Annotated in this window: 21 protein-coding genes and 3 other annotated features; of the genes, 4 read left to right on the top strand and 17 right to left on the bottom strand. The window is 31.1% G+C overall.

Annotation, left to right across the window (positions count from 1 at the left end; translation table 11 throughout):
- Positions 1-96: 96 nt before the first annotated feature.
- Positions 97-1,281: an IS110 family RNA-guided transposase gene (locus tag B5E87_RS13020; protein WP_087245515.1), complete on the top strand. Its 1,185-nt coding sequence runs from the start codon at positions 97-99 to the stop codon at positions 1,279-1,281.
- A gap of 203 nt (positions 1,282-1,484) precedes the next feature.
- Positions 1,485-1,683 (bottom strand) — a binding site (T-box leader).
- A gap of 41 nt (positions 1,684-1,724) precedes the next feature.
- Here B5E87_RS13020 and B5E87_RS13015 read toward each other — a convergent pair.
- The 5 genes from B5E87_RS13015 to murC all read right to left on the bottom strand — a co-directional run bounded on the left by B5E87_RS13015 (position 1,725) and on the right by murC (position 6,204).
- Positions 1,725-2,975 (bottom strand): chloride channel protein, encoded by a 1,251-nt coding sequence (locus B5E87_RS13015; RefSeq protein ID WP_087245513.1) that lies wholly within the window; start codon positions 2,973-2,975, stop codon positions 1,725-1,727.
- A 33-nt stretch (positions 2,976-3,008) separates the two neighbouring features.
- A complete protein-coding gene (locus tag B5E87_RS13010; RefSeq protein WP_087245511.1) occupies positions 3,009-4,025 on the bottom strand; it encodes a LacI family DNA-binding transcriptional regulator in 1,017 nt (338 codons plus the stop codon).
- 2 nt (positions 4,026-4,027) lie between these two features.
- Positions 4,028-4,510 (bottom strand): YtxH domain-containing protein, encoded by a 483-nt coding sequence (locus B5E87_RS13005; protein WP_087245509.1) that lies wholly within the window; start codon positions 4,508-4,510, stop codon positions 4,028-4,030.
- A gap of 19 nt (positions 4,511-4,529) precedes the next feature.
- The gene (locus B5E87_RS13000; RefSeq protein ID WP_191341003.1) at positions 4,530-4,829 is read right to left on the bottom strand and encodes a hypothetical protein; all 300 of its coding nucleotides are present in this window, start codon (positions 4,827-4,829) and stop codon (positions 4,530-4,532) included.
- A 64-nt stretch (positions 4,830-4,893) separates the two neighbouring features.
- A complete protein-coding gene (gene murC, locus B5E87_RS12995; protein WP_087245507.1) occupies positions 4,894-6,204 on the bottom strand; it encodes a UDP-N-acetylmuramate--L-alanine ligase in 1,311 nt (436 codons plus the stop codon).
- Positions 6,205-6,331: 127 nt separating this feature from the next.
- Between murC and B5E87_RS15110 the strand changes: the two genes are divergently transcribed.
- Positions 6,332-6,469, top strand: coding sequence for a hypothetical protein (locus B5E87_RS15110; protein WP_158094005.1), 138 nt, complete (start codon positions 6,332-6,334; stop codon positions 6,467-6,469).
- A gap of 132 nt (positions 6,470-6,601) precedes the next feature.
- Positions 6,602-7,300, top strand: coding sequence for a LytR/AlgR family response regulator transcription factor (locus B5E87_RS12990; RefSeq protein ID WP_158095620.1), 699 nt, complete (start codon positions 6,602-6,604; stop codon positions 7,298-7,300).
- Between the two features lie 214 nt (positions 7,301-7,514).
- Here the strand turns inward: B5E87_RS12990 and B5E87_RS12985 are convergent, their stop codons facing one another.
- The 8 genes from B5E87_RS12985 to B5E87_RS12950 all read right to left on the bottom strand — a co-directional run bounded on the left by B5E87_RS12985 (position 7,515) and on the right by B5E87_RS12950 (position 18,037).
- Positions 7,515-8,597 carry a M24 family metallopeptidase gene (locus B5E87_RS12985; RefSeq protein WP_087245503.1) on the bottom strand — a complete coding sequence of 361 codons (1,083 nt, stop codon included), beginning with the start codon at positions 8,595-8,597 and terminating at the stop codon, positions 7,515-7,517.
- Entirely contained in the window at positions 8,575-10,341 is a 1,767-nt protein-coding gene (gene aspS / locus B5E87_RS12980) for an aspartate--tRNA ligase (protein WP_087245501.1), read from the bottom strand. Before aspS ends, B5E87_RS12985 begins: the two co-directional genes overlap by 23 nt.
- A complete protein-coding gene (gene hisS / locus B5E87_RS12975) occupies positions 10,334-11,614 on the bottom strand; it encodes a histidine--tRNA ligase (RefSeq protein ID WP_087245500.1) in 1,281 nt (426 codons plus the stop codon). The genes aspS and hisS overlap by 8 nt, the downstream gene beginning before the upstream one ends.
- A 36-nt stretch (positions 11,615-11,650) precedes the next feature.
- Positions 11,651-11,834, bottom strand: a binding site (T-box leader).
- A 797-nt stretch (positions 11,835-12,631) separates the two neighbouring features.
- Positions 12,632-13,114 carry a nucleoside-diphosphate kinase gene (locus B5E87_RS12970; protein WP_087245498.1) on the bottom strand — a complete coding sequence of 161 codons (483 nt, stop codon included), beginning with the start codon at positions 13,112-13,114 and terminating at the stop codon, positions 12,632-12,634.
- A 21-nt stretch (positions 13,115-13,135) separates the two neighbouring features.
- Positions 13,136-15,349: a RelA/SpoT family protein gene (locus tag B5E87_RS12965; protein ID WP_087245496.1), complete on the bottom strand. Its 2,214-nt coding sequence runs from the start codon at positions 15,347-15,349 to the stop codon at positions 13,136-13,138.
- A gap of 54 nt (positions 15,350-15,403) precedes the next feature.
- Positions 15,404-15,916, bottom strand: coding sequence for an adenine phosphoribosyltransferase (locus B5E87_RS12960; RefSeq protein ID WP_087245494.1), 513 nt, complete (start codon positions 15,914-15,916; stop codon positions 15,404-15,406).
- Positions 15,917-15,975: 59 nt separating this feature from the next.
- On the bottom strand, positions 15,976-17,598 hold the full coding sequence (recJ, locus tag B5E87_RS12955) for a single-stranded-DNA-specific exonuclease RecJ (RefSeq protein ID WP_087245492.1): 1,623 nt from the start codon (positions 17,596-17,598) through the stop codon (positions 15,976-15,978).
- A 151-nt stretch (positions 17,599-17,749) separates the two neighbouring features.
- Positions 17,750-18,037, bottom strand: coding sequence for a post-transcriptional regulator (locus B5E87_RS12950; RefSeq protein ID WP_087245490.1), 288 nt, complete (start codon positions 18,035-18,037; stop codon positions 17,750-17,752).
- A gap of 79 nt (positions 18,038-18,116) precedes the next feature.
- Between B5E87_RS12950 and B5E87_RS12945 the strand changes: the two genes are divergently transcribed.
- Positions 18,117-19,427, top strand: a complete 1,311-nt coding sequence (locus B5E87_RS12945; protein WP_087245489.1) for an oligosaccharide flippase family protein — start codon at positions 18,117-18,119, stop codon at positions 19,425-19,427.
- Here B5E87_RS12945 and B5E87_RS12940 read toward each other — a convergent pair.
- From B5E87_RS12940 to B5E87_RS12925, 4 genes are read right to left on the bottom strand one after another with little or no spacing between them, the layout of a single operon-like run.
- Positions 19,422-20,561 carry an aminotransferase class I/II-fold pyridoxal phosphate-dependent enzyme gene (locus tag B5E87_RS12940; protein WP_087245487.1) on the bottom strand — a complete coding sequence of 380 codons (1,140 nt, stop codon included), beginning with the start codon at positions 20,559-20,561 and terminating at the stop codon, positions 19,422-19,424. The genes B5E87_RS12945 and B5E87_RS12940 overlap by 6 nt on opposite strands.
- Complete coding sequence (locus tag B5E87_RS12935) at positions 20,561-21,289, bottom strand: amino acid ABC transporter ATP-binding protein (RefSeq protein WP_087245485.1); 729 nt, start codon at positions 21,287-21,289, stop codon at positions 20,561-20,563. Before B5E87_RS12935 ends, B5E87_RS12940 begins: the two co-directional genes overlap by 1 nt.
- On the bottom strand, positions 21,282-21,965 hold the full coding sequence (locus B5E87_RS12930) for an amino acid ABC transporter permease (protein WP_087245483.1): 684 nt from the start codon (positions 21,963-21,965) through the stop codon (positions 21,282-21,284). Before B5E87_RS12930 ends, B5E87_RS12935 begins: the two co-directional genes overlap by 8 nt.
- Positions 21,966-21,984: 19 nt before the next feature.
- The gene (locus B5E87_RS12925; RefSeq protein ID WP_087245481.1) at positions 21,985-22,767 is read right to left on the bottom strand and encodes a substrate-binding periplasmic protein; all 783 of its coding nucleotides are present in this window, start codon (positions 22,765-22,767) and stop codon (positions 21,985-21,987) included.
- A 132-nt stretch (positions 22,768-22,899) separates the two neighbouring features.
- Positions 22,900-23,106 (bottom strand) — a binding site (T-box leader).
- Between the last annotated feature and the right edge of the window lie 116 nt (positions 23,107-23,222).

Genomic DNA, 23,222 nt, shown 5'->3' with positions numbered 1-23,222 from the left:
TAGATGAGTCTTTGAATTCGCATTTTGAACCAGGTTTTATGGTCTAAGTGTTGTGGGTACCACATCACATGAAATTTATTTGAAAGGATGGTTTTTATGAAATTAGTTGGTATTGATATTGGAAAGCACAAGCATTTCGTCAGTATCGTTGACAAGTTGACTGGTGAAATTATTCTTCAGCCTGTCGCTTTCTCTAATAATGCTCAGGGTTTTGAATTCCTTATCTCTCAGATTGCTCTCTATCCTGTTGATAGCGTTCTTATCGGTATGGAAGATACTGGTCATTATCATTTCGCTTTATTGCGCTTTCTTTTACAGAAGAACTACAACGTCGCTTTGATCAATCCTAAAACTACCGATCTCAATCGTAGAATGGATGGTGGCATCACTAAAAACGATAAACTTGATACTCTTAATATATGCGATATATTAAGCTCAAACAAACTCAAGAAACCTTATCGTTTGACGTCATCTAAGAAATTTGACCTTTATGAACAGAAGCAGCTGACTAGGTTGCATCATTCCCTCAAGGAACAGATTAATGTTCTTTCCAATCGTCTGCAGAAATGCATAGATCTTGTTTTCCCTGAATATAACGCACTTTTTAAATCCAAGTATGGAAAAGTCTATATGTCTATTCTTAAACAGTTTGGCAGTGCAAAGGCCATTGCACAGGCTGACATCAGAACATTACGCAAATGCTTTGATATTACCGGAAGAGGCAATCGCATTTCTCTGACTGCTGAAAAGCTAAAGGAAAGTGCAAAAACATCTGTTGGCATTTCTTCGTTGGCAGATGAAATGCAGATCAAACATCTAATAGCTCATATCGAACTGCTTAATGACCAGCTCAAAGAAATAGATAAAAAAATAGAAGAGTTTTCCACTGACTTAAACTCTCCTATCATCTCCGTACCAGGAATTTCGCATTTCTCTGGTACATCAATTCTAGCAGAATATGGAGATATTTTCAACTATTCTAAGCCTTCAAAGATAATAAAGGCAGCGGGTGTCGCCCCATTTCACTACGAATCAAGTCAGTACGAAGCCAAGCATAGTGCCATAACCAAGCAGGGATCGAGCTATTTAAGAAAGACGTTATATCAGGTCATTGTGCCAGTCATCAGGTTCAACAAGGTCTTCAAGGATTACTACGACCTTAAACGCTCACAGGGAAAAAGTCATCGCTGTGCGCAGGGCCATTGCATCAGGAAGCTGTTGAGGGTCATCTATCATCTGGTAACGACAAATCAGCAGTTTGATGCATCGTTACTGAGATAGAAATAGAATGAAACCGTATTCAAAAAAAGTCTATTCCATAGGCTATTTTCGTCATGCCCAAAAACACAAATCGTATTCACATTTCAAAGATCTTACATATTGATTAGCTAGCATAATCAAATCATTTAACATTTTCAAACTTTTTCATCAAATGACTTGATTTTTATATAGTTAGCTCCTTATAAAATAAAAAAAGAATTCATCAAAAGGACGAATTCTCGCGGTACCACCTTTATTTATGCATTAAGCATACGCTCTTTATTGATAACGATGTTGCCACCGGCTAAACTTTTCATTTAGCTGCTCCAAAGTGTATTCATTATAAACAATGATCTATTTCCACCAATCATAGACTCTCTATAACATCCATTTATAATTACTTGTCTTCTTCAACGCTTAAATATATAATATGCGATTTTCAAGTCGAAGTCAACTTAAAATTTTTACTTTGCATTTTGATTGATAAATTCAACTGAAGTTTTAGAATATACAATTTTTTGTGCTTGATACAAACTAAAATATCCCGATAAAACATAACATAATGCAACAACAATAGCCATTGCTGTTAAATATTGAATACCAAACATTTCAGCCCCTAACATGAGACTTGTAAGTGGTGAATTAATAACACAACAAAACATACCAACAATTCCAATAGCAGCCCCTAGATGAGGATCAATACCCAATAATAAAGCTGATACATATCCTAAAGTTGAACCAATCACAAAAGTTGGAACAATTTCTCCACCTTTAAAACCACAGCCAATAGTAATGGCTGTAAAAATAGCTTTCATGAAAAAATCATATGGTAGAGCCTGATGATAAAGAGCTTCTGCAACAATTTCCATTCCAGCTCCTAAATATCTTTGTTGAAAAAAGAAAACCAAAATCATCAACATGAATGATCCCATAATAACTCGTATATATGGATTATGAAAATATTGATGAAAACATTTGTGACTATAATGCATCATTAATACAAATACAATGGAAAAAGCAGCAATAATAAATGCAAAAACAGCTAATCTTAAACTCATAATTGGTGTTAATTGAAAAGGAATTGATAACTGATAAAAAGTTGGCTGACATCCAAAAAGTTGTGCAATTCCAAATGAAATCAAACTACTGCATAAGCATGGAACTAATGCCGCATAATAAAATACACCGACACTAACAACTTCCATGGAAAAAAGTGTCGCAGTTAATGGAGTTCCAAATAAAGCTGAAAAGACTGCACTCATACCACACATAATCAGCATTGACATTTCACGCTGATCAGCATGAATTATTTTTCCAAAAGATGTTGCTAGAGAACCACCAATTTGTAATGCAGCTCCTTCTCTTCCACTAGAACCTCCAAACAAATGGGTAATAATAGTGGCTAAAAAAATCGCTGGTGCTAATAAAACAGGAACTTTTTCCTGTTGGCGAATAGATTGAATAATCGTATTTGTTCCTGGTTCGTGAGATAAATGAACCAGACGATAAAGATAGACAATACAAACACCACCAATTGGCAATCCCCATACAATCCATGAATGCGACAAACGAAAATCAGTAACATAATCAATAGAAATATGAAATAATGCTCCTACAATACCACAGACAATACCCAAAACAAAAGCAATCCATAACCATTTACAGACAAAACATATATTTAACTTTAAATCTATAAAGAATTGTTTGATATACATAAGATTCCCCTTTGAAAAAAACTTCTAAATCAATTAGAAGTCTTTCTTTGTTGTAGCACGTGGCATCAATAAATGTTGAATGACAACAGCTTTGTTTTCAATTTCTTCATCATTAAGTATTTTTGTTAGCAATCTTACAGCTAATGCCCCCATATCATACACAGGAACATGAATAGATGTTAATGAAGGACGACAAATCAAAGCATAGCTTGTATTCATCATACCAATAACTTCCATTTCATCAGGAATTTCAATTCCATTGTCAATTGCAGCATTCACAACAGCAACAGCTTCCTTATCATAACTTGTAAAAACAAGATCATGTCGATGATTTTTAAAATACTCTAAAAATTGTGGATAGCTTTTTTCATAATGTGATGATGTATGTACGACCTGTTTTGTTGCATCAAAAACCAAATCATATTTTTGATAAGCTTCCTGAATTCCAGTAATCATTTCTTCTATGTTGATTAAATTCTGCTTAGGTGACACAAACAAAATATCACTTTTTCCCTGTGCCAAATATTTATCAACAACCTCATATGCAATCTTTTTTGCATCAGCAAAAATAGATCCCATATATTTCCCAGTAACACTTGTTCCAATAACAACTGCAGGTATTTTATATTTATTAACTAAAGCAATTTCCTTTTCGATTTCTTCATTATTAAATAAAATCACACCATCTGCACGTGATTTCACAACTTTTTCAATAACAGTTTCAATAGGATTGCCATCTCCAATTTCATCTGTTGTATAAATACTGACATTATAATCTAAACGGCGACTTGTATCACCTATTCCACCAATCATATCTTTCACATGAGCAAATAATGATTGTGGAAAAACAATAGCAATCGTTGTTGTCTTACTTGTTGCAAGACCTCTGGCAATCTGATTGGGTTTGAAATCTAAACGTTGAATAGCCTCAAGGACTTTATCACGTGTTTTAGGTTTCACAACACTCGAACCGTTAATAACACGTGAAACTGTTGCCAGAGAAACACCAGCTTCTCTAGCAACATCATAAATTGTTACATTTTTCCCCATGATTAATCTTTAATCTCTTCAATCATTTCATCTAATTTTTCTTCAACATTCTCGATTTCATTTTCAAAAGCTTCTAAATAATCATCATCTACAGATGAATCTAAAACTTTTGTTTTGACTTCTTCTATTTTATCATTGACTTTTTGTGTTAAATCAACAACTCCATCACGAATCGTTAAATACTGGTCACTATCTTTTACTTTTGCAGCAAAATCTTCTAATTTTGCTTCCAATTCATTAAGTTTATCTCTTGTTGTTGCTTTAAATGTATCAATATCAAATTCATCTACAGATTTCTTAACTGTTTCAATTGTTTGACCTAACATAGCTTCAAGATCTTCTTTTGTCATATTCTTTAAATTATCATAAGCTTTTAAAGATTCACGTTTAATATCTTCTCTTAATTCACTACCTTTTTTAGGTGCCAATAACAATCCAGCGACTGCACCAATACCTAAACCAACTAAAAACTTTCCAAATTTCATTCTAATCACCTTTCTCTTTCTATTTTTTTCTTCTTAAAAACGAAGTTAAAAATCCTAAAACCCCAAATAAACCAGATTTCATACCACCTTTTGAAAAAATTCCACTTACCAATTCAACAGGTGCATTGAGCATATTCATTTTATTATTGACATCATCTAAAATATGATCAACTTTTTGAATGGTTGTTTCTAACATTGTCATTAAAACCGTTGTTTCTTTGACAGCTAAAGACATTCTTATTAATAATAGACCTAAGCTCAAAAGTGCAAAAGCCCCAGATAATATCAAAATGCAATAGCATACTAATTTTGCATCCATAAGTTCTCCTTTCTGCCAATTTACCATATTATAGCATAAATACAACATGATTAAAAGATAACCCTTACTGCGATTGTTTATAAGCAATAACTTGATCTTCTAATTTATAAATATCTTTACTACTCATAAATAGATAAACAACATTATCATATTGACTTAAAAGCTTCACAGCAGCTTCATCTTCATGAATAACCTGAGCACGTGGATTGTATTTTGCAATGTCATAAATGTCTATATCAATACCAGGTTCTTTCTTCGCATTTTCTGGAAAATGGACAAAGAAAGGATAATCTGCTAAATCCATTGCTTCAGCAAATTCTTTGGCAAAACGTAATCCCCTTGAAAAACGATCTGGTTGAAAGACAGCAACAATCTTTTTATGTGGATAACGTGAGCGTGTTGCTTCAATGACATAACGGATTGCTGTTGGATGATGTGCATAATCATCCACATAAATATTATTCCCAACTGTCTTAACAGTATAACGACGTTTTACACCATCAAAAGTAGAAAGACGTTCTTGGATATATTCAGCACTCATATTTTCTAAATATCCTAAAGTAATAACCGCTAATGAATCATAAAGCATATGCATTCCATAAAATGGCAAAGCAAAATGTCCAAATAAATCTTTATGAATATAAACATCAAATGATAATCCATGATCATTATTAATAATATTTTTAGCAATAACATCATTATTTTCACCTGTTCCAAATTTTAGAACACGTTTTTGATAATGAAGATGTGGTAAATGTGGATCATCACCCCAGATAATAACTGTATCTTTAACTTGATTTGCATATTGTTCAAATGACTTTTCATATTGTTCCATAGATTTGAAATAATCAACATGATCCATTTCAATATTATTAATAATCGCATAAGTTGGATAATAATGTAAAAAATGATCCTGATATTCACATGTTTCTGCAATAAAATATTTACTGTCTTCAACAGCATGTCCTGTTCCATCACCAATTAAAACAGAAGTCTTATCAAATTCCTTAAACAAATGATAAGCCATACCCGTTGTTGTTGTCTTTCCATGTGTTCCTGCAATACCAATAGAAATATACTGATCCATTAAATGACCTAAAAAATCATAATAAGTATGTGTTTTGACATTGGGATTACTTAATGCTTCTTTAACTTCTTCATTAGATTCATCAAACGCATTACCAATAATCACTTCATAACCATCTTTAATATTATTTTTATCAAAAGAGTAGATTGGAATTCCTCTTTTTCTTAAATCTTCTTCAATAAAAATATATTTATCAATATCACTTCCAGCAACTTCATAACCTAAATCAAATAAAATTGTTGCAAGTGATGCCATACCTGAACCTTTAATACCAATAAAATAATACATAACTCTCTTCACCTCGCCTTTTATTCTAGCATAAATTTTAAAAAAAGTATTCTCTATCTATTTATTTTTTCATATTTTTTATATTTTGGCACAAACTAAAGATGTCAATAGAAAGAAAGGAGAAATTATGAGTCACAAAAAATCTAAAAACAAACAAAGACAAAATCAGTATAAAGGCTATAACCAAAATCAACAGGCAAGTTATAGTGGTGAAGATGGTTTAATGAGTGAAAAATATAAAGAAAACTCTAACGCCCAAGAATAATAATGGGAAGCTATAGAATCATAAAGATTTTATAGCTTTTCATTTTTAACAAACTTTATGTCATTTTCTGTAGATTCTACCTCTTCAAAATATGATAATATTATATTAATCTGTTTGAAGGGGCGATTTGGAATGCAAAACATTATTATTATTGATGACATGAAAGAACATATTCAATACATTCAAGACATTATCAACACCATGAATCATCAATTTCAAATACAAACATTTCTTGATATACATGATGTTCTTTTACATATGGATCAATTCCCTGACCATTCCATTATTATTATAGATATTTTATTAAAAAATCATAGTGGCATTGAACTGGCAAAAGAATTAAATCAATTACATAAAAATTTTCAAATTATCTTTATCAGTTCCTATTTAGAAAAAGCAACAGAAGTTTATGAAACAAATCACTGTTATTTTGTATATAAACCCGAATCAAAAAAAAGACTGCCTATGGCTATTGAAAAAGCTATTCATCAAATTATAGAATCACAAAAAGTATTAACCATATCTTTAAAAGATAAAACCAAAATTATTCTATTAAATGATATTATGTATATTGAAAGAATTCAGAGATATTCATATATTTACACAGTTCATGAAACAATTAAGACAGCACAAAAAATCAAAGATCTATTAGAACAATTACCTTTACAATTTATTCGTACACATAACAGTTATATTATCAATGCATATTATGTCAGTGAAATAAAAAGAACACACGTCATTTTAAATAACCAACAACCCATTCCAATCAGCCGTGCTCATCAACTAAAACTCAAAAAGCAATTTCATGAGTTTTTAGTTGAACAATTATAGTTTTTATCATTATTATGAACTTGTTCCTATATATTGAACCAAATATTATATTTTGTTAATGATAGTCGCTACTATTCTCGTTTTTTATTAGCGACTTCTTTTTATTTTATATATAAATTCAAAAAATATACTACTTGAATCAAAAATGTACATTTTTATAATATTTTTAGATTTTCCTTCTTTAACACTAAACAAAAAGGCTAGAGTTTTCACTCTAACCAATAATCATTAAATCTTTTGAATAGTGATTTAAAACTTCACAACCATCTTCAGTGACTAAAACCAAATCTTCAATTCTGACACCGAATTCACCTTGAATATAAATACCTGGTTCAATTGAAAAAATCATTCCTGGTTCTACTTCCATATCAAAAGCAGCAGACACATCACCGTATTCATGAACATCTCTACCAATAAAATGACCTAAACGATGATTAAAGTTTGGTCCATAACCTGCTTCACTGATAATATCTCTTGCTGTTTTATCAATGTCACATAGTTTTACACCTGGTTTGATCATAGCTTCAGCTGCTTCATTGGCTTTTTTAACCAATTCATAAACTTCTCTTTGTTTATCAGATACTTCTTTATAGAAAACAGTTCTTGTCATATCACTGCAATATCCTTGATAAATACCACCCATATCAATGACAATGCTGTCACCTGGTTTTAACTTTGAATCATCGCAACCATGATGTCCATCTGCCCCGTTAGGTCCATAGCCAACAATTGGATCAAAAGAATTCCCACTGCATCCTAATGATTGAAAAATACCATTCAGCTGTTGTCCAACTTCTTTTTCCGTCAATGTCCCTTTGACACATAACTGAATCACCTGATCAATAGCCTGATCATTTAATTGACTCGCTTTACGCATAAGTTCAATTTCTTCTTCATCTTTATGCATACGGACGTAATCAACACAGATTGAACCTAGTTCAAAACAACATTCTTCGTTAGCCAGTTCCATAACCCTCATTAAGAATCTGGCTTCCCAGTTTTTATCGACACCTACACAATGAGCATCTTTTAAAACTTCAGCAATTTTAGCTGGTCCATCTTCTGTATCATCATACCAGATAATATTTAAATCTAATTGTTGATCTAAATAAAACAAATGATTTAAGAACAATGTATGATTTCCATCTAATGATAAAACCAATGCATACATTCTTTCTCCTGGATGATTATCATAACCAATCAAATAATTGATAGAGCTAGGATCACTGATAATCAAATGATCCATTCCTCTTTGACTCATTTCATTTAAAACATTATTCACTCTTGTCTGATTCATATTCTTTCACCCCGATTCCTAATTCTCCTAATTGTGCATCTGCCACTGGTGTCGGTGCTTTTGACATTGGACAAGTTGCACTTGTATTTTTAGGAAAGGCAATGACATCTCTTAAAGAATCACAACCACAAAGTAACATGGCAATTCTATCTAACCCTAAAGCAAATCCTCCATGTGGTGGTGTTCCATATTGTAATCCTTCTACAAACCATCCAAATTGTGCATCAATTTGTTCTTGAGTAAATCCTAAAGCTTTAAATGCTCTTTCTTGAACATTTTGATCATAAATTCTTTGTGATCCACCACCTAATTCATAACCATTTAAAACAATATCATAAGCATCAGCTAAACAATGTTCTGGATCAGTTTCTAATTTATCTAAATCTTCATCTTTTGGTTTTGTGAATGGATGATGTTTTGCATAATATCTTTGTGTTTCATCATCATATTCAAACATTGGGAAATCAACAACCCATAAGAAATCAAAAGTATTAGGATCATATAATTTTAATTCTTTTCCTAAGTAGTTACGAATAGCAGCTAAAGAATCACAAACAACTTCATATTTAACATCTCCAACAAATAACAATAAATCCTGACTATGCGCATTCATAGCTGATAATAATTTTTCTAATTGTTCTTCAGTAAAGAATTTAGCAATTGGTCCCTGTACGCCATCATCTGTCACTTTTAACCATGCTAAACCTTTAGCTTTATAAGTTTTCGCAAGTTCAGTTAATTGATCAATTTTTTTACGAGAAAAATTGGCTGCTTCACCAACAACATTGATTCCTTTCACATGTCCGCCAGCTTCCAAAGCATTTTTAAAAACTGCAAAATCCACATCACTGACAACATCATTCAAGTTCACAAGCTCTAAGCCAAAGCGTGTATCAGGTTTGTCAATTCCATATCTTTCCATAGCTTCATGCCAAGTCAAACGTCTTAAAGGCAATTCGATATCAATACCTTTGACATCTTTCATTAATTTTTTGATCATACCTTCTCCAATTTCTAGAATCTGATCAGTTGACATAAAGCTCATTTCAACATCGACTTGTGTAAATTCAATTTGACGATCAGCACGTAAATCTTCATCTCTAAAACAACGTGCAATCTGGTAATATCTTTCAAATCCAGATACCATTAATAATTGTTTAAACAATTGAGGTGACTGTGGTAAAGCATAGAAAGATCCTTTATGAACACGTGAAGGCACTAAGAAATCTCTTGCACCTTCTGGTGTAGAACGGTTTAAATAAGGTGTTTCAATATCTATAAAATCTAAATGATCTAAATATTCTCTAATACTTCTTGTGATTTGATGTCTTGTCATTATATTTTTTTGCATCACAGGACGTCTTAAATCCAAATAACGATATTGCATTCTTGTTTCTTCTAAAGCATCTGTTTCATCAGCCACAATCATAGGTGTTAATTTTGCAGTGTTAATAATTGTAAAAGCACTTGCCTGAATTTCAATATCACCTGTAGGAATCTTTGGATTTTTAGAAGATCTTTCAATCACTGTACCTTGAACAGATAAAATATATTCATTTTTCACTTCTTTTAATCTTTCTTCAAAAGATTCATCAAAAATCACCTGAGTAATTCCATAACGATCTCTTAAATCAACAAAAACCAAAGCTCCTAAATTTCTTTTTTTGGCAACCCAACCAATCAATTCGACTTGTTGACCAACATTTTCAATTCTTAATTCCCCATTGTTATGTGTTCTATTCATGATCATGATCTCCTTCATAATGATTTTCAATAAATTCTACAATATTTTCTAATGGAACTTCCACTTGTTCTTTTGTATGATTACATTTCATATTGACGACTTCTTTTTGAACTTCTTCATCTCCAATAATCATTGAAAAATGAGCGTGGAAACGATCAGCAGATTTAAATTGCCCTTTTAACCCACGATCACATTGATCCATATCACAAGTAAATCCATTAGCACGAAGCATTGTCATAATCTGCATAGCCAAATCTTTAGCTTCGCTACCTAAAGGCATGATATAGACATCTAAACCTTCTTCATCTTCATGATCATCACCTAAAGCAATCATTAATCTTTCCATTCCAAAAGCAAAGCCAACACCAGGTGTTTGTGGTCCACCTAATTCTTCTACAAGGCCATTATAGCGACCTCCTCCACCAACTGTTGAACCAGCTCCTAATTTTGGATCATCAGAAATAATTTCAAAAACTGTATGTGAATAATAATCTAATCCTCTTACTAAGTTAGGATCAACAACGTAATCAATTTCTAAATCATCTAATAAAGCACAAACTTTTTCAAAATGCGCTTTTGCATTATCAGTCAAATAATCAATTGTTTTTGGTGCTGTTTTCATCATAGGATGATTTTTATCAACCTTACAATCTAAGATACGTAATGGATTTTTTTCATAACGTACCTGACAATCATGGCATAACTCATTTAAGACAGGTTGAAAATGATTTTGTAAAGCTTCACGATAAGCATCACGAGATTCCTGATCACCTAAAGTATTGATGTGTAATTGAATATTTTTTAATCCTAAAGCTTTCACAACTGTCACAGCCATCAACATACACTCTACATCAACATATGGTGATTCAACTCCTAACATCTCTACACCAAATTGATGAAATTGTCTTTGTCTACCGTTTTGTGGTCTTTCATATCTGAACATTGGACCCATATAATAAACTTTCTGTAATTTTTCAGGCATTCCATAAAGTTTATTTTCTACATAAGCTCTCGCAATACCAGCTGTTCCTTCTGGTCTTAACGTCATAGAACGACCTTTTCTATCTTCAAAAGTATACATTTCCTTAGATACAACATCTGTTGTATCACCAACCGCACGATTGAATAATTCTGTATGTTCAAAAATAGGTGTTCTTATTTCTTTTACATTATAATTTGCACAAATTGTTCTTAATAATTGTTCTAATTCCTGCCATTTTCCAGATTGAGCAGGTAAAATATCTACTGTTCCTCTTGGTGCTTTATAGGCCATATCTCTATCCTCCTTTAAAAATAAAAAAACGCCCTATCTAAGGACGTTATTAACGCGGTACCACCTTAGTTCATACAATGTATGCCCTCTCTGTCTTAACGCGACTCACGGTTACTTTCATAACTTCCTCCAAAGTGTCCCATAGCTTCCTCTATCTGTTTCCACCAACCACAGACTCTCTATTAGATTTTGACTATTTAATCTTCTTCAACGGATTGACATCATTATAAAAGATTCGCTTATAAAAATCAAGTTCAATCACTCTTTTCTTTATAAAGAGTTCCATCTCTTTTTATTTTTATATCCAATTGCTTTTGAATTAACTATTGATAAGCTTTTTGAATATCACTTTTTCATAATTAAGATAACATTATTTATATTTCCTATTATCATTTATTAGATCTATTAAAAAAGATAGAAATCAAGTTTTTCACTTCTTGATTTCTATCCTTTATTTTAAAGAAGAAATATTATCTTCAATGTGATTTATTTATATAAATGTTATAAATAACGATGACACTCAATTATCTATTTGCTTATCATTACTCAACTCTATCTTATTGTTTTATTTCTTAAAAACTCTTTTTTATTTCCATACATATCATTTGAAATATTCAATAAGACTTCATTTCATATTGATAATCTCATGAATAATGTTTCCATATTTTCTATAAAGCGATATCATTATGTCCTTTTTTACTCATTTATCATGAATTGATAAACTTTCTCATTCACCCATCATGATCACTCTTTATTATATCATGAACTTTTTTATATTTACGGCCTATCTTTCCCAGGCCTATTGTATGTTAGGGGGTAGAATATCTCTTTCCAATCTATAATCTTTTGGAAGATCAAGATTGTCAACGAATTTAAGTCCTAAATACAATGTTTTTTCTTTTATTTTTCTTCCCATCATTTTTAAGACCTCCTTTCGTTTCTTTCCTTTTCTTCGCTTATATTTTAACACACTTTTTATAAAAATGAAAGCCTTTTCATTTTCGTATTATGAAAATGTTATCGAATAAATTTCTCCCATATAATCAACTCTTTTTGAGCATCTTCATGAGAAGATGAAGCATGAATAATATTATCAACAAGACGATATTCCTGATCAGCTAATTCATAGCTATCACAACTCAATTCTCCACGAATACTCTGTGGATCTGCCTGTATTGGATTTGTCTTTCCAACAATTTTTCGAGAATACGTAATAATATCTTCATCACCATCATAACTCACTTTCATAGGCATAATATAGTGAGGACCGTCAAAATAGAAAGTATTAAATAATCTTGCAGGAAAATTAAAATCCTTTCCCTTTTCGTCAATAACGTGATGATAATGTTCCAATAAAATCTTCATGACATCTATATCTACCTGCACGACTTGTGATTTTTCAACATGTAATTGATGTTGAGCTAATATTTCAAGAACTCTTTGATTTTTATGATCAACAAAAGCATCAGGTTTTAACATCATATAAGTATATTGTTTCATTTTCTTCTCCTCTTTTCTATATTAATGAATCACTCTTGTAATATTATAAATACCTTGAATTTTATTTAAATTGTCAATAGTCAACTGTAAAAGTTCTGCATTTTCAACCGAAAGTTTTAATTGAATTTGCGCCTCTGTATCTACAACTCCAGCATTAATATTTAAAATGTTGACTTTCACCTGTCCTAATACAGTAATAATATCATTTAATAAATTAGGGCGGTCTAAACCTCTAATATCAATATCAACTTCAAAACGTTTTTGCATAATATTAGTATAATCCCAATACACATCAATTAAACGTCCTTTTTCAACGCCTTTTAAGTTAGGACAATCACTACGATGCACTTTAATTCCCTGTCCCTTAGATACATATCCAACAATATCATCTCCAGGAATAGGATTACAGCATTTAGATAACTGTATTTTCAGTCCATCAACACCTTTAACACTGATTCCTAAACTACTGCTTTTCTTTTGATTTTTTAAAGCATTATTATTCTTCTTTAAAATCTTTGAAAGATTATCAAAGAATCCAGTTTTGCTTGGAAGAACCTTATCAATCAATGTAGAAGCAGTTGCTTGTTTCTTTCCAATGACTAACATTAAATCATCAAAATGACGAGCACCAAAAGACCCAAAATAAGATTTATACGTATCAGGATCCATAAATTTCTTTTCATCCAAATTACGTTTACGAATTTCTTCCTTTAATAATTTTTTTCCTTCCTCAATAGCTTCTTTTTGAGTTTCAGCATCTTTCTTTGAAATATACTGTCTGATTTTATTTCTTGCTCCTGCTGTCTGAACAAATTTCAACCAGTCTTCACTTGGTCCAGAATTTTTATTTGTTTTAATTTCACAGACATCACCTGTTTTTAATTTGGTGTTAATAGGAACCATAACATTATTGACAATAGCTCCTACAGCATGATGTCCAACTTCTGTATGAATACGATAAGCAAAATCAATAGGTGTTGAGCCGTTTGGTAACTCTACAATCTTACCTTGAGGCGTCATAACATAAACATTAGCTTCAAAAATATCTCTTTTTAAAGAATCATAATATTCCTTAGCATCACCATCTTTGATTTCATCACTTAAAGTAATAAAATCACCTAACCATTGTAACTTATCAACGATATCTTTTTGTTCCTGTTTAGATGAATATTCTTTTCCTTCTTTATAACGCCAGTGAGAAGCAACTCCACGTTCAGCTAATTCATCCATTTCTTCTGTACGAATCTGAATTTCAAAAATATGCCCGTCTTCTCCTATAACCGCTGTATGCAAAGACTGATACATATTTGGTTTAGGCATCGCAATATAATCTTTAAAACGTCCAGGTAATGGACGATAATGATCATGAATAATACCTAAAACTTCATAACATTTCATTTTATCTTTTAAAATAATACGTAAAGCATTTAAATCATATAATTCATCAAAACGTTTATGCTTGATAACCATTTTTTTATAGATACTATAAATATGTTTTGCACGTCCTTTAATGCGATATTCAATATGATTTTCATCCAATAATTCTTCTACTGATTTCATCATCTTCTCAACAGATTCTTTACGCTCACTACGTTTTTGTTCTAATAATTCAGAAATTTCTAAATAAGCTTTAGGATCCAAATAATGTAAGCATAAATCTTCTAATTCAATACGAATATCATTAATACCTAAACGATGTGCAATTGGCGCATAGACTTCCAATGTTTCCCTAGAAATACGTTGTTGTTTTTCAGGTGTCATATATTGCAATGTGCGCATATTGTGTAAACGATCTGCTAACTTAATCAAAATAACACGAATATCTTTAGCCATAGCAATATAAATTTTACGATGATTTTCAGCATAAACATCTGCTTCATCTTTAAATGGCATTTTATTAATTTTGGTTACACCTTCTACTAAACTTGTAATTTCTTCACCAAAACGCTCAACCATTTCATCATGCGAAACATCACAATCTTCCATGACATCATGTAAAAGCCCAGCTGCAATCGTTGTTGGTCCTGTCTGTAAAGTTGTTAGAATATATGCAACCCAAATCAGATGAATAGTATATGGTTCTCCACTTTTGCGCTTTTGTCCTTCATGTTTGACCATAATAAAATCATAAGCTTTTTGAATCAAATCTATACTTTCTTTTTTCGTGATGTAAGTTGAACAGCTTTCTAATACATCATCAAAAGTAACTTGATCATGTGCTCCTTTATATTTCATATATCCTTCCTCCTTTACTTTGGCTTTATGCTAAAAAAGAGACACCGTCTCTTCTTAATACTTCAAGACTGAATAAACGTCATAATCTTTTAAAAGTTCTCTACCTTTCAAAGCTTCAAGTTCAATCAAAAAAGCAATTCCTACAACGTTTCCGCCCATTTTTTCAATTAAAGATACAGCTGCATCAACTGTACCACCAGTTGCTAATAAATCATCAACAATTAAAACATTCTGTCCAGGTTGAATACTATCACTGTGCATTTGAATTTCATTTGATCCATATTCTAAATCATATGACTGGCTTACAACTTCACGTGGTAATTTCCCTGGCTTTCTAACTGGAACAAAACCACAATTCAATGTCAAAGCCACTGGACATCCAAATAGAAATCCTCTCGCTTCTGGTCCTACAACAAGATCTACTTTTTTCTCTTTTGCAAAATCACTCAATAAGCGAATAGATTCCTGATAAGCATCTTTATCAGCTAAAAGTGGTGTCACATCTCTAAACAAGACACCTGGTTCTGGAAAATCAGGAATATCTTTAATATACTTTTTTAAATCCATAGCTTAAAAGCCCTCCTTATTTGTTTATTATATCAAAATTCTATCTTTTTATAAAGTCATTATACGATATCTTTAATAATAAAATTCAGACTTTTCTGATTTCGATATTCATTAATTTGTAATGTTCCTATAACACTCATCTTTTTTATATTTTTAAGTTTTCCATATAAATCTCCATGTTGAAAATACAACATCGACACATGACTACGATTCAAATCAGTTTGCATCTTTAAATGTTTTCCCTGACTTAATTGTTGTATTTGTGATACAGGTACATCCTTTAACATATATAACGGTTCTTCATTACTCATACCAAATGGTTCCAATAAAGATAAAGATTCAACATTTTTTATATCTATATCCTGTTCATCAATATGAAGAACTGTTGTTGTTGGATGCAAATGAAGATCTTTTAATGCATCTTTAATACATTGATAACATGAATCATAATGTGCTTCATCTACAGTAAATCCACCCGCCAAAGAATGTCCACCAAAAGCAACAAACTGATCTTGATGTTCCATAAAAAATTGATGTAAAGAAAAACCTTCAATACTTCTGGCACTTCCTTTATATAATCCCTTTTTCTCATCATATGCCATCACAAAGCCTGGACGCTCATATTCTCGAGTATATTTACCAGCAATCAAACCAACTAATCCTTCATGAACCTGATCACTTGACCAATATAGAAAATCATCTCCCATACCTTCCTTAGCCATTTCATATTGTTGATTTGTCATTGTTTGACGTTTGGTATTTAAAGAAATCGCCATTTGAGAAACTTTCACCATAAAATCTCTAGGAGCATTCTTTAAAAAATATTTCACTAAAACATTAGGCGAACAAAACTCTGGTAAACGTCCAAATGAATTAATTTTAGGTGCAATCACAAAACCTATACTTGTCGTTGAATATGTCTGCTGATTTCCTAATAATAGCTCTAATGAAGGATATTTTTCTTCCTTCATGAATGTTAAAGCTTTTTTCACTAATGAACGATTTTCATCCAATAATGGCATCATATCTGAAACCGTTGTAATCGCAGCCAAGCAATAAAGATATTTATCTTGTCTTCCTAATAAAGCACTCGCTAATTTATATGCTACAAAACCACCAGAAATTTCTTTAAATGGATAATCCGGAGATAATTTCGTATGAATAAAAGTACAGGCATCAGGTAAATCGTTATCAAATTGATGATGATCAGTAATAATAACGTCAACACCCAATTCATTAGCTCTTTCTACCGCCTCGAAAGCTTTGACTCCATTATCAACCGTAATAATGAGAGAATAACCTTTTTGTGCCATCTGTTCTACACGTTTAACATTGAGTCCATAACCATCATCAAAACGATTAGGAATATGATACCCTACTTCTACACCTAATTCTAAAAAAGCTTGTACAAGAATTGTCGTTGCTAAAATACCATCACAATCATAATCACCATAAATACAAATTTTTTCATGATTTTCAATAGCTTCATGAATTCTTTCCAATGTCATATCAGCTTCTTCAAACAAAGAAAAATCATGATAAATCAAACGTGGATTTATAAAATCTTTTAAAGTATTTTCATCATATTGACGACTTTCAATCACTTTTGCTAATAAAGAATTGACATGATATTGATTTTGAATCTGCTGATAATGTTGTGGCTCAATAATTTTATATTTCATAAAATATATCTATCTCCTTAAAGTTCGTCCTTTTTCAATTACGTGTATTATAACATACGTATCTTTTATATTTCAAATAATCTGTTTGGCATGATATCAAATAAAAACACCTCTAACAAAAACAAAACGGTTAGAGGATCAATCATTATTATTATTTAGCTATAAAATCACTAAAATCATCTATATTCATGGTTGAAGCTTCTTTAATGACTTTCATTTTTAAATAATCAAAAACTTCTGAGAAACGTAATGACATAATATCATCAATAACATCACACATTGCTTTTGTTTCAACATCTTTCCATTTTATAGAATAAAGATAGTCTTTAATATCATAACTATCAATTTCATGAATACCTTCATTTTTAAATTCATTAGCTTTTATACGAATTAAAAAAAGAATATCTAATGGCAAGTTATTCTTAATATTGATTTCCATTGACTGCACTTCCTAACATATTTTTTGAATAATTAACATATTTATTATAAAGGAAATTCGACAATAAAGGAAGTATTTTATGAAAAGAAAATTGATTAATTCATTTCTCATATTAACAAGCAGTACCCTCATCACAAAAGTCTTTTCTTTATTCAACAGAATGCTTTTATCCCGTCTTTTAGACGAAAATGGAATGGCTCTTTATATTTTGGTTATCCCGACACTTTCTTTATGTATTACCTTAGCTCAGTTTTCCATTCCATCTGCTGTTTTCCGCTTGATTTCACACCCCAAATACAACAATAAAAAAGTTATTATTTCAGCTTTATGCATTTGTTTAGCAACATGTTTATTGATTATGGGTGGACTTTTGTTTTTTTCAAAAATAATTGCTCTCTATTTTCTAAAACAAAGCAATGCATATTTACCTTTATTATGCATCCTTCCATTCATTCCATTAGTTGGTATAAGTGGTATTATTAAGAATTACTATTTAGGAAGAGAAGATGTTTGGAACTTATCACTTGCACAATTATTTGAAGAAGTTTCTCGTATTCTTTTTACCTACATTGTTATTCAACAGTTTCATTATTTACCGATGACGTATTTAGTCAGCATTGCTATTTTAGCTATGAGTATTGGTGAACTCACTTCTATTCTTTTTTTAATGTTACGTTTAAAAAGGAAAATCAATTGGCATTATCATCCCATATCCTATTTTCAAAAACATTTTATATTTAAAGATATGATGAATATTGCTTTACCATTAACAGGTTCAAGACTGCTTCATGTCTGCTATAATTTTTTAGAACCCATCCTTTTGGTTTCTATTTTAACAAAACTTCATATAGGAGAAAATCAAATACACCTTCAATATGCGATTATTAACGGTTATGTCATTTCTTTGCTGGTTACACCTACTTTCTTTAATAATGTTGTTTTAAGATTGTTGATTCCTATTCTTAATAAAGATATTGCATATAATCGTTTAGAAGCATTAAAAAAACATGTTTTTTATAGTTTGGTCATCTGTTTTTTTATCAGTCTTCCTTTTACACTTATATTTTATTTTTATGGCGATGTCTGCCTTCAAATCATGTACAATACAACCAAAGGTTATCGTTGTTTACAATACATGTGTATTCCCTTTACAATCTTCTATTTACAAACACCTTTAAGCGCCACACTTCAAGCATTCAACAAAAATAAAGAAATGTTTATGATGAGTACATTTGAAGTTATTATTGAATTAATTTGTTTGATCATCTTAATTCCACGTTTTCATGTAGAAAGTGTGGCAATTGTCATGCTGATTGGTTTATTTTCGACACTGATGTTCTCAACTTATTTTGTCTATCAATTAGTATATAGACGCAAAAAAAGTCTATAGCTGAATATCTATAGACTGATGATCAAATTGTCTTAACCATTTAGAAAATGTAATAAGCCCTTCTTTAATTATCTTTTCATCTTGTGTAAAGCCAAAACGTAAATGATATTCTATATCAAATGCACTTCCTGGCACAAAAAATACACCTGTTTCTTTTTGAAGTTTTTCACAAAACTCTGCTGATGGTATATCCAAATGATAATGTAAGAAACAAACTGTTCCATGGCGTGGTATAACACAAGAAACAAGTGGTTCTTGATCTAACCATTTTTTAAGAATAAGTTTATTTGTTTGACATATATCACGACTACGTTTTAAAATCACATCTTTATTTTCTAATACTAAACAAGCCAGATAATCATCTAATGGACCACTACTAATAATATGATAGTCACGTCGATAGTTTACTAAATCAATGACTTCCTGAGGTCCTTTTATCCAACCAAGTCTTAAACCAGCAAATGAGAAAACTTTTGATAAACTTTGTGTCACTATTGCTTTATCATAATAATCACTAAATGAAGGATATAATTCTAAGCTTTCAGTATCTACACCACGATAGATTTCATCACATAAAATATAGCAATCATATTTTTGAGCTAATTTTATAATATCTTTCATTAATGACAAAGGTATTGTTGTTCCAGTAGGATTATTAGGTGAATTTAAGCATATCATTTTTGTATGTTCTTGTATACATGATTCAAAATCTTCAATTGTTGGTAACCAGTCATTTTCTTCTTTTAAAGGAATTAAAGAAACCTCACAACCTAATGATAATGGAAAATCATACATTTGCTGATAAGTTGGAAATAAACTAATAACATGATCTCCTTTTTCTAGCAAGCTCATTAATACCAGTTCATTGGCATTAATAGCTCCATGAGTTATAGTTATATTTTCAAGTCCACCCTGTTCATAGAGTGATAAGATAGCTTTTTTTAAACGTGTTGATCCAACAATAGGACCATAATCCATTTTCATAGACATCATCTGTTTCGCTATATCCTCTTGAACAAATTGTTGAAGTTCTAATAAAGACAAGGATGACACACATGTTTCAGTCAAATTATATTGACAATCGTTTTCATGATCTGTCATCCATGTTTCTACTTTAAATTCATTAAGTTTCATTAATGCATAACCTTATTTAAGAAATCCTGTGCTCTTTGTGTTTTAGGATTTCTAAAGAATTCTTCAGCCGTATTTTCTTCAACAATTTTGCCATCCTCTAAAAAGATAACACGATCTGCTACCGTTCTAGCAAATCCCATTTCGTGTGTCACAACAACCATTGTCATTCCTTCATTAGCCAATTCCTGCATAACTTCCAAAACTTCAATAACCATTTCTGGATCCAAAGCACTTGTAGGTTCATCAAATAACATGATTTGTGGATTCATGCATAAACTTCTTGCTATCGCAACCCTTTGTTTTTGCCCACCTGATAATTTATTTGGATATTCATCTTTTTTATCAAGAAGACCCACTCTTTCTAAATATTGGCAAGCTATTTGTTCAGCTTCATCTTTGCTTTTTTTCATAACCTGAATAGGTGCTAAAGTCAGATTTTCTAAAACTGTCATATTTGGAAATAAATTAAAATGCTGAAATACAAATCCCATTAAACTTCTTAATTTTTTATAAGTTTCTGGATTTTTTTCATCAAGCAATTGATCATTCACATAAATATGTCCACTTTCTGGTTTCTCTAATCCATTAATACATCTTAAAACTGTACTTTTCCCAGAACCAGAAGGACCAATCAAACAAACAATCTCACCTTTTTTTATGTCTAAGGAAACATCATTAACAGCTTTTAAATCCTTAAATTGTTTCACTAGATTTTCTACTTTAATCACTGACAGCCAACTTCCTTTCTAATTTTTTTGCAAAGTATGAAATTGTTAATGTCATTATCAGATAATAAACACCAGCAATACAATAAGGAGACATAAATTCATAATACTGATTTCCTAAGACTCTTGCTGAATTTAACAATTCAACTGCACCAATTACACTAACTAATGATGAATCTTTAATCAAAGTAATAAACTCACTAATTAAAGGTGGAATTATTCTTTTAAAAGCCTGTGGCAAAATAACAAGACGCATTGTCTGCCATCTAGATAAACCTAATGTTTCACAAGCTTCCCATTGTCCTTTATCCACACCGTTAATACCACTTCTGATAAGTTCTGTTGTATAGGCACCACTATTAATACTCATAGCGACAACACCTATGAGAAAATAATCCATTCTAAAAACATTTCCTGTTATTTGAGTAATGATGATAGGAACAACATTAAAAATCAACATAATCTGTAATAACATAGGTGTTCCACGGATTACTTCTACATATATATTTCCCAATATTCTTAAAAATCTATTTTTAGATATTTTAGCTGACGCACCTAATATACCAAAAATCAATCCAATTAAAAGGGATAGAGCTGCCATACTTAAAGCAACCATAGCCCCTTTAAAAAGATAAATTAAATTATCAACAGTCAAAATATCCCAAAAGGCAGTAAACATCATCTATCCCCTCTCATTTTTAATTTTCTAATTGTTTTAAACCATATTTTTCGCATAAAGTTCCATAATCATCACTTGCTAAGAATTGATCCAAACATTTATTAACCAAATCAATCATTTCAGTATTTCCTTCTTTAGCAATGATATAGTTTTCTTCATCTAATAATGATTCATCTAACATAACGAATCCTTGTTCTTTGACATAATTCTGAGCAACAGCTAAGTCTACAACAACAGCATCATACTGTTTACTTGTTAAAGCACTAAAGATTTCTTGAACATTTGATACTGAAACAACTTGAGCATTTTTAATTGATTTTGCAGCTTTTTCTCCAGTTGCTCCACTTTGAGCAGCAATGACTTTACCTTCAAGATCATCGACTGTTTTAATATCAGAATCTTTATTCACAACAGCAACCTGTGCAGTTGCAGTATATGGTTTAGACCATTCTACTTTTCTGCTTTCATCATATGTAAATCCAGATACTCCTAGATCTACTTGTCCATTTTGAACTTGAGTCACGATATTTTCAAAAGACATTTGATGCCATACAAATTTATATTCTGTATTTTCATCATTTAAATAACTTGGAAACAAAGCAATCATATCTGGATCAAATCCAATAATATTACCTTCAGTATCTAATGATTCATAAGGTGCATAATCTGGTGATACAGCAATATTAATTTCTACGACTTCTTTATCACTTGTGTTATCAGCAGTAGATGCATCATTTCCTCCACATGCAGTCATTGTTAATGCCATAGCGGCAACTAATAATCCTTTAAATAATTTTTTCATTTTCATTCCCTCTTCTTTCTTTTTTGATTTTATTTATTTTGTAGCTTCTGTGATTTTAATCAATCATCGCCGTAAACTCATCCTCATCAAAATCAATTCCCCCTTTGTATAAAAAAACGTCTCTTAGTTGAACTAAGAGACGAAATCATCGCGGTACCACTCTTTTTGATATATCAAAGATATATCCACCTCTATCCTTAAAGCAGATTCACTCGATACCCTACTTCTTTCAAGCATCGTTCTCCAAAGTGCGGTTCATTTAAACGCCTATACTGATCTCACACCAACATCAGCTCGCTTGATATTTGTTTAAACTACTCTCTTTTTCATCGAATTTTTTATATGCTTTTATTATATGCATTTACATAAACATGTCAACACTTTTTTTACTTTTTATTTATATAAATCATTATATTTTGAATTTTACTATAAAAGCTATCATTATTTTATTATAT

This window comes from Massilimicrobiota sp. An142 (genome assembly GCF_002160725.1).
GTDB lineage: Bacteria > Bacillota_I > Bacilli_A > Erysipelotrichales > Coprobacillaceae > Allocoprobacillus > Allocoprobacillus merdigallinarum.
This window is presented reverse-complemented; position numbering and strand designations above follow the sequence as displayed.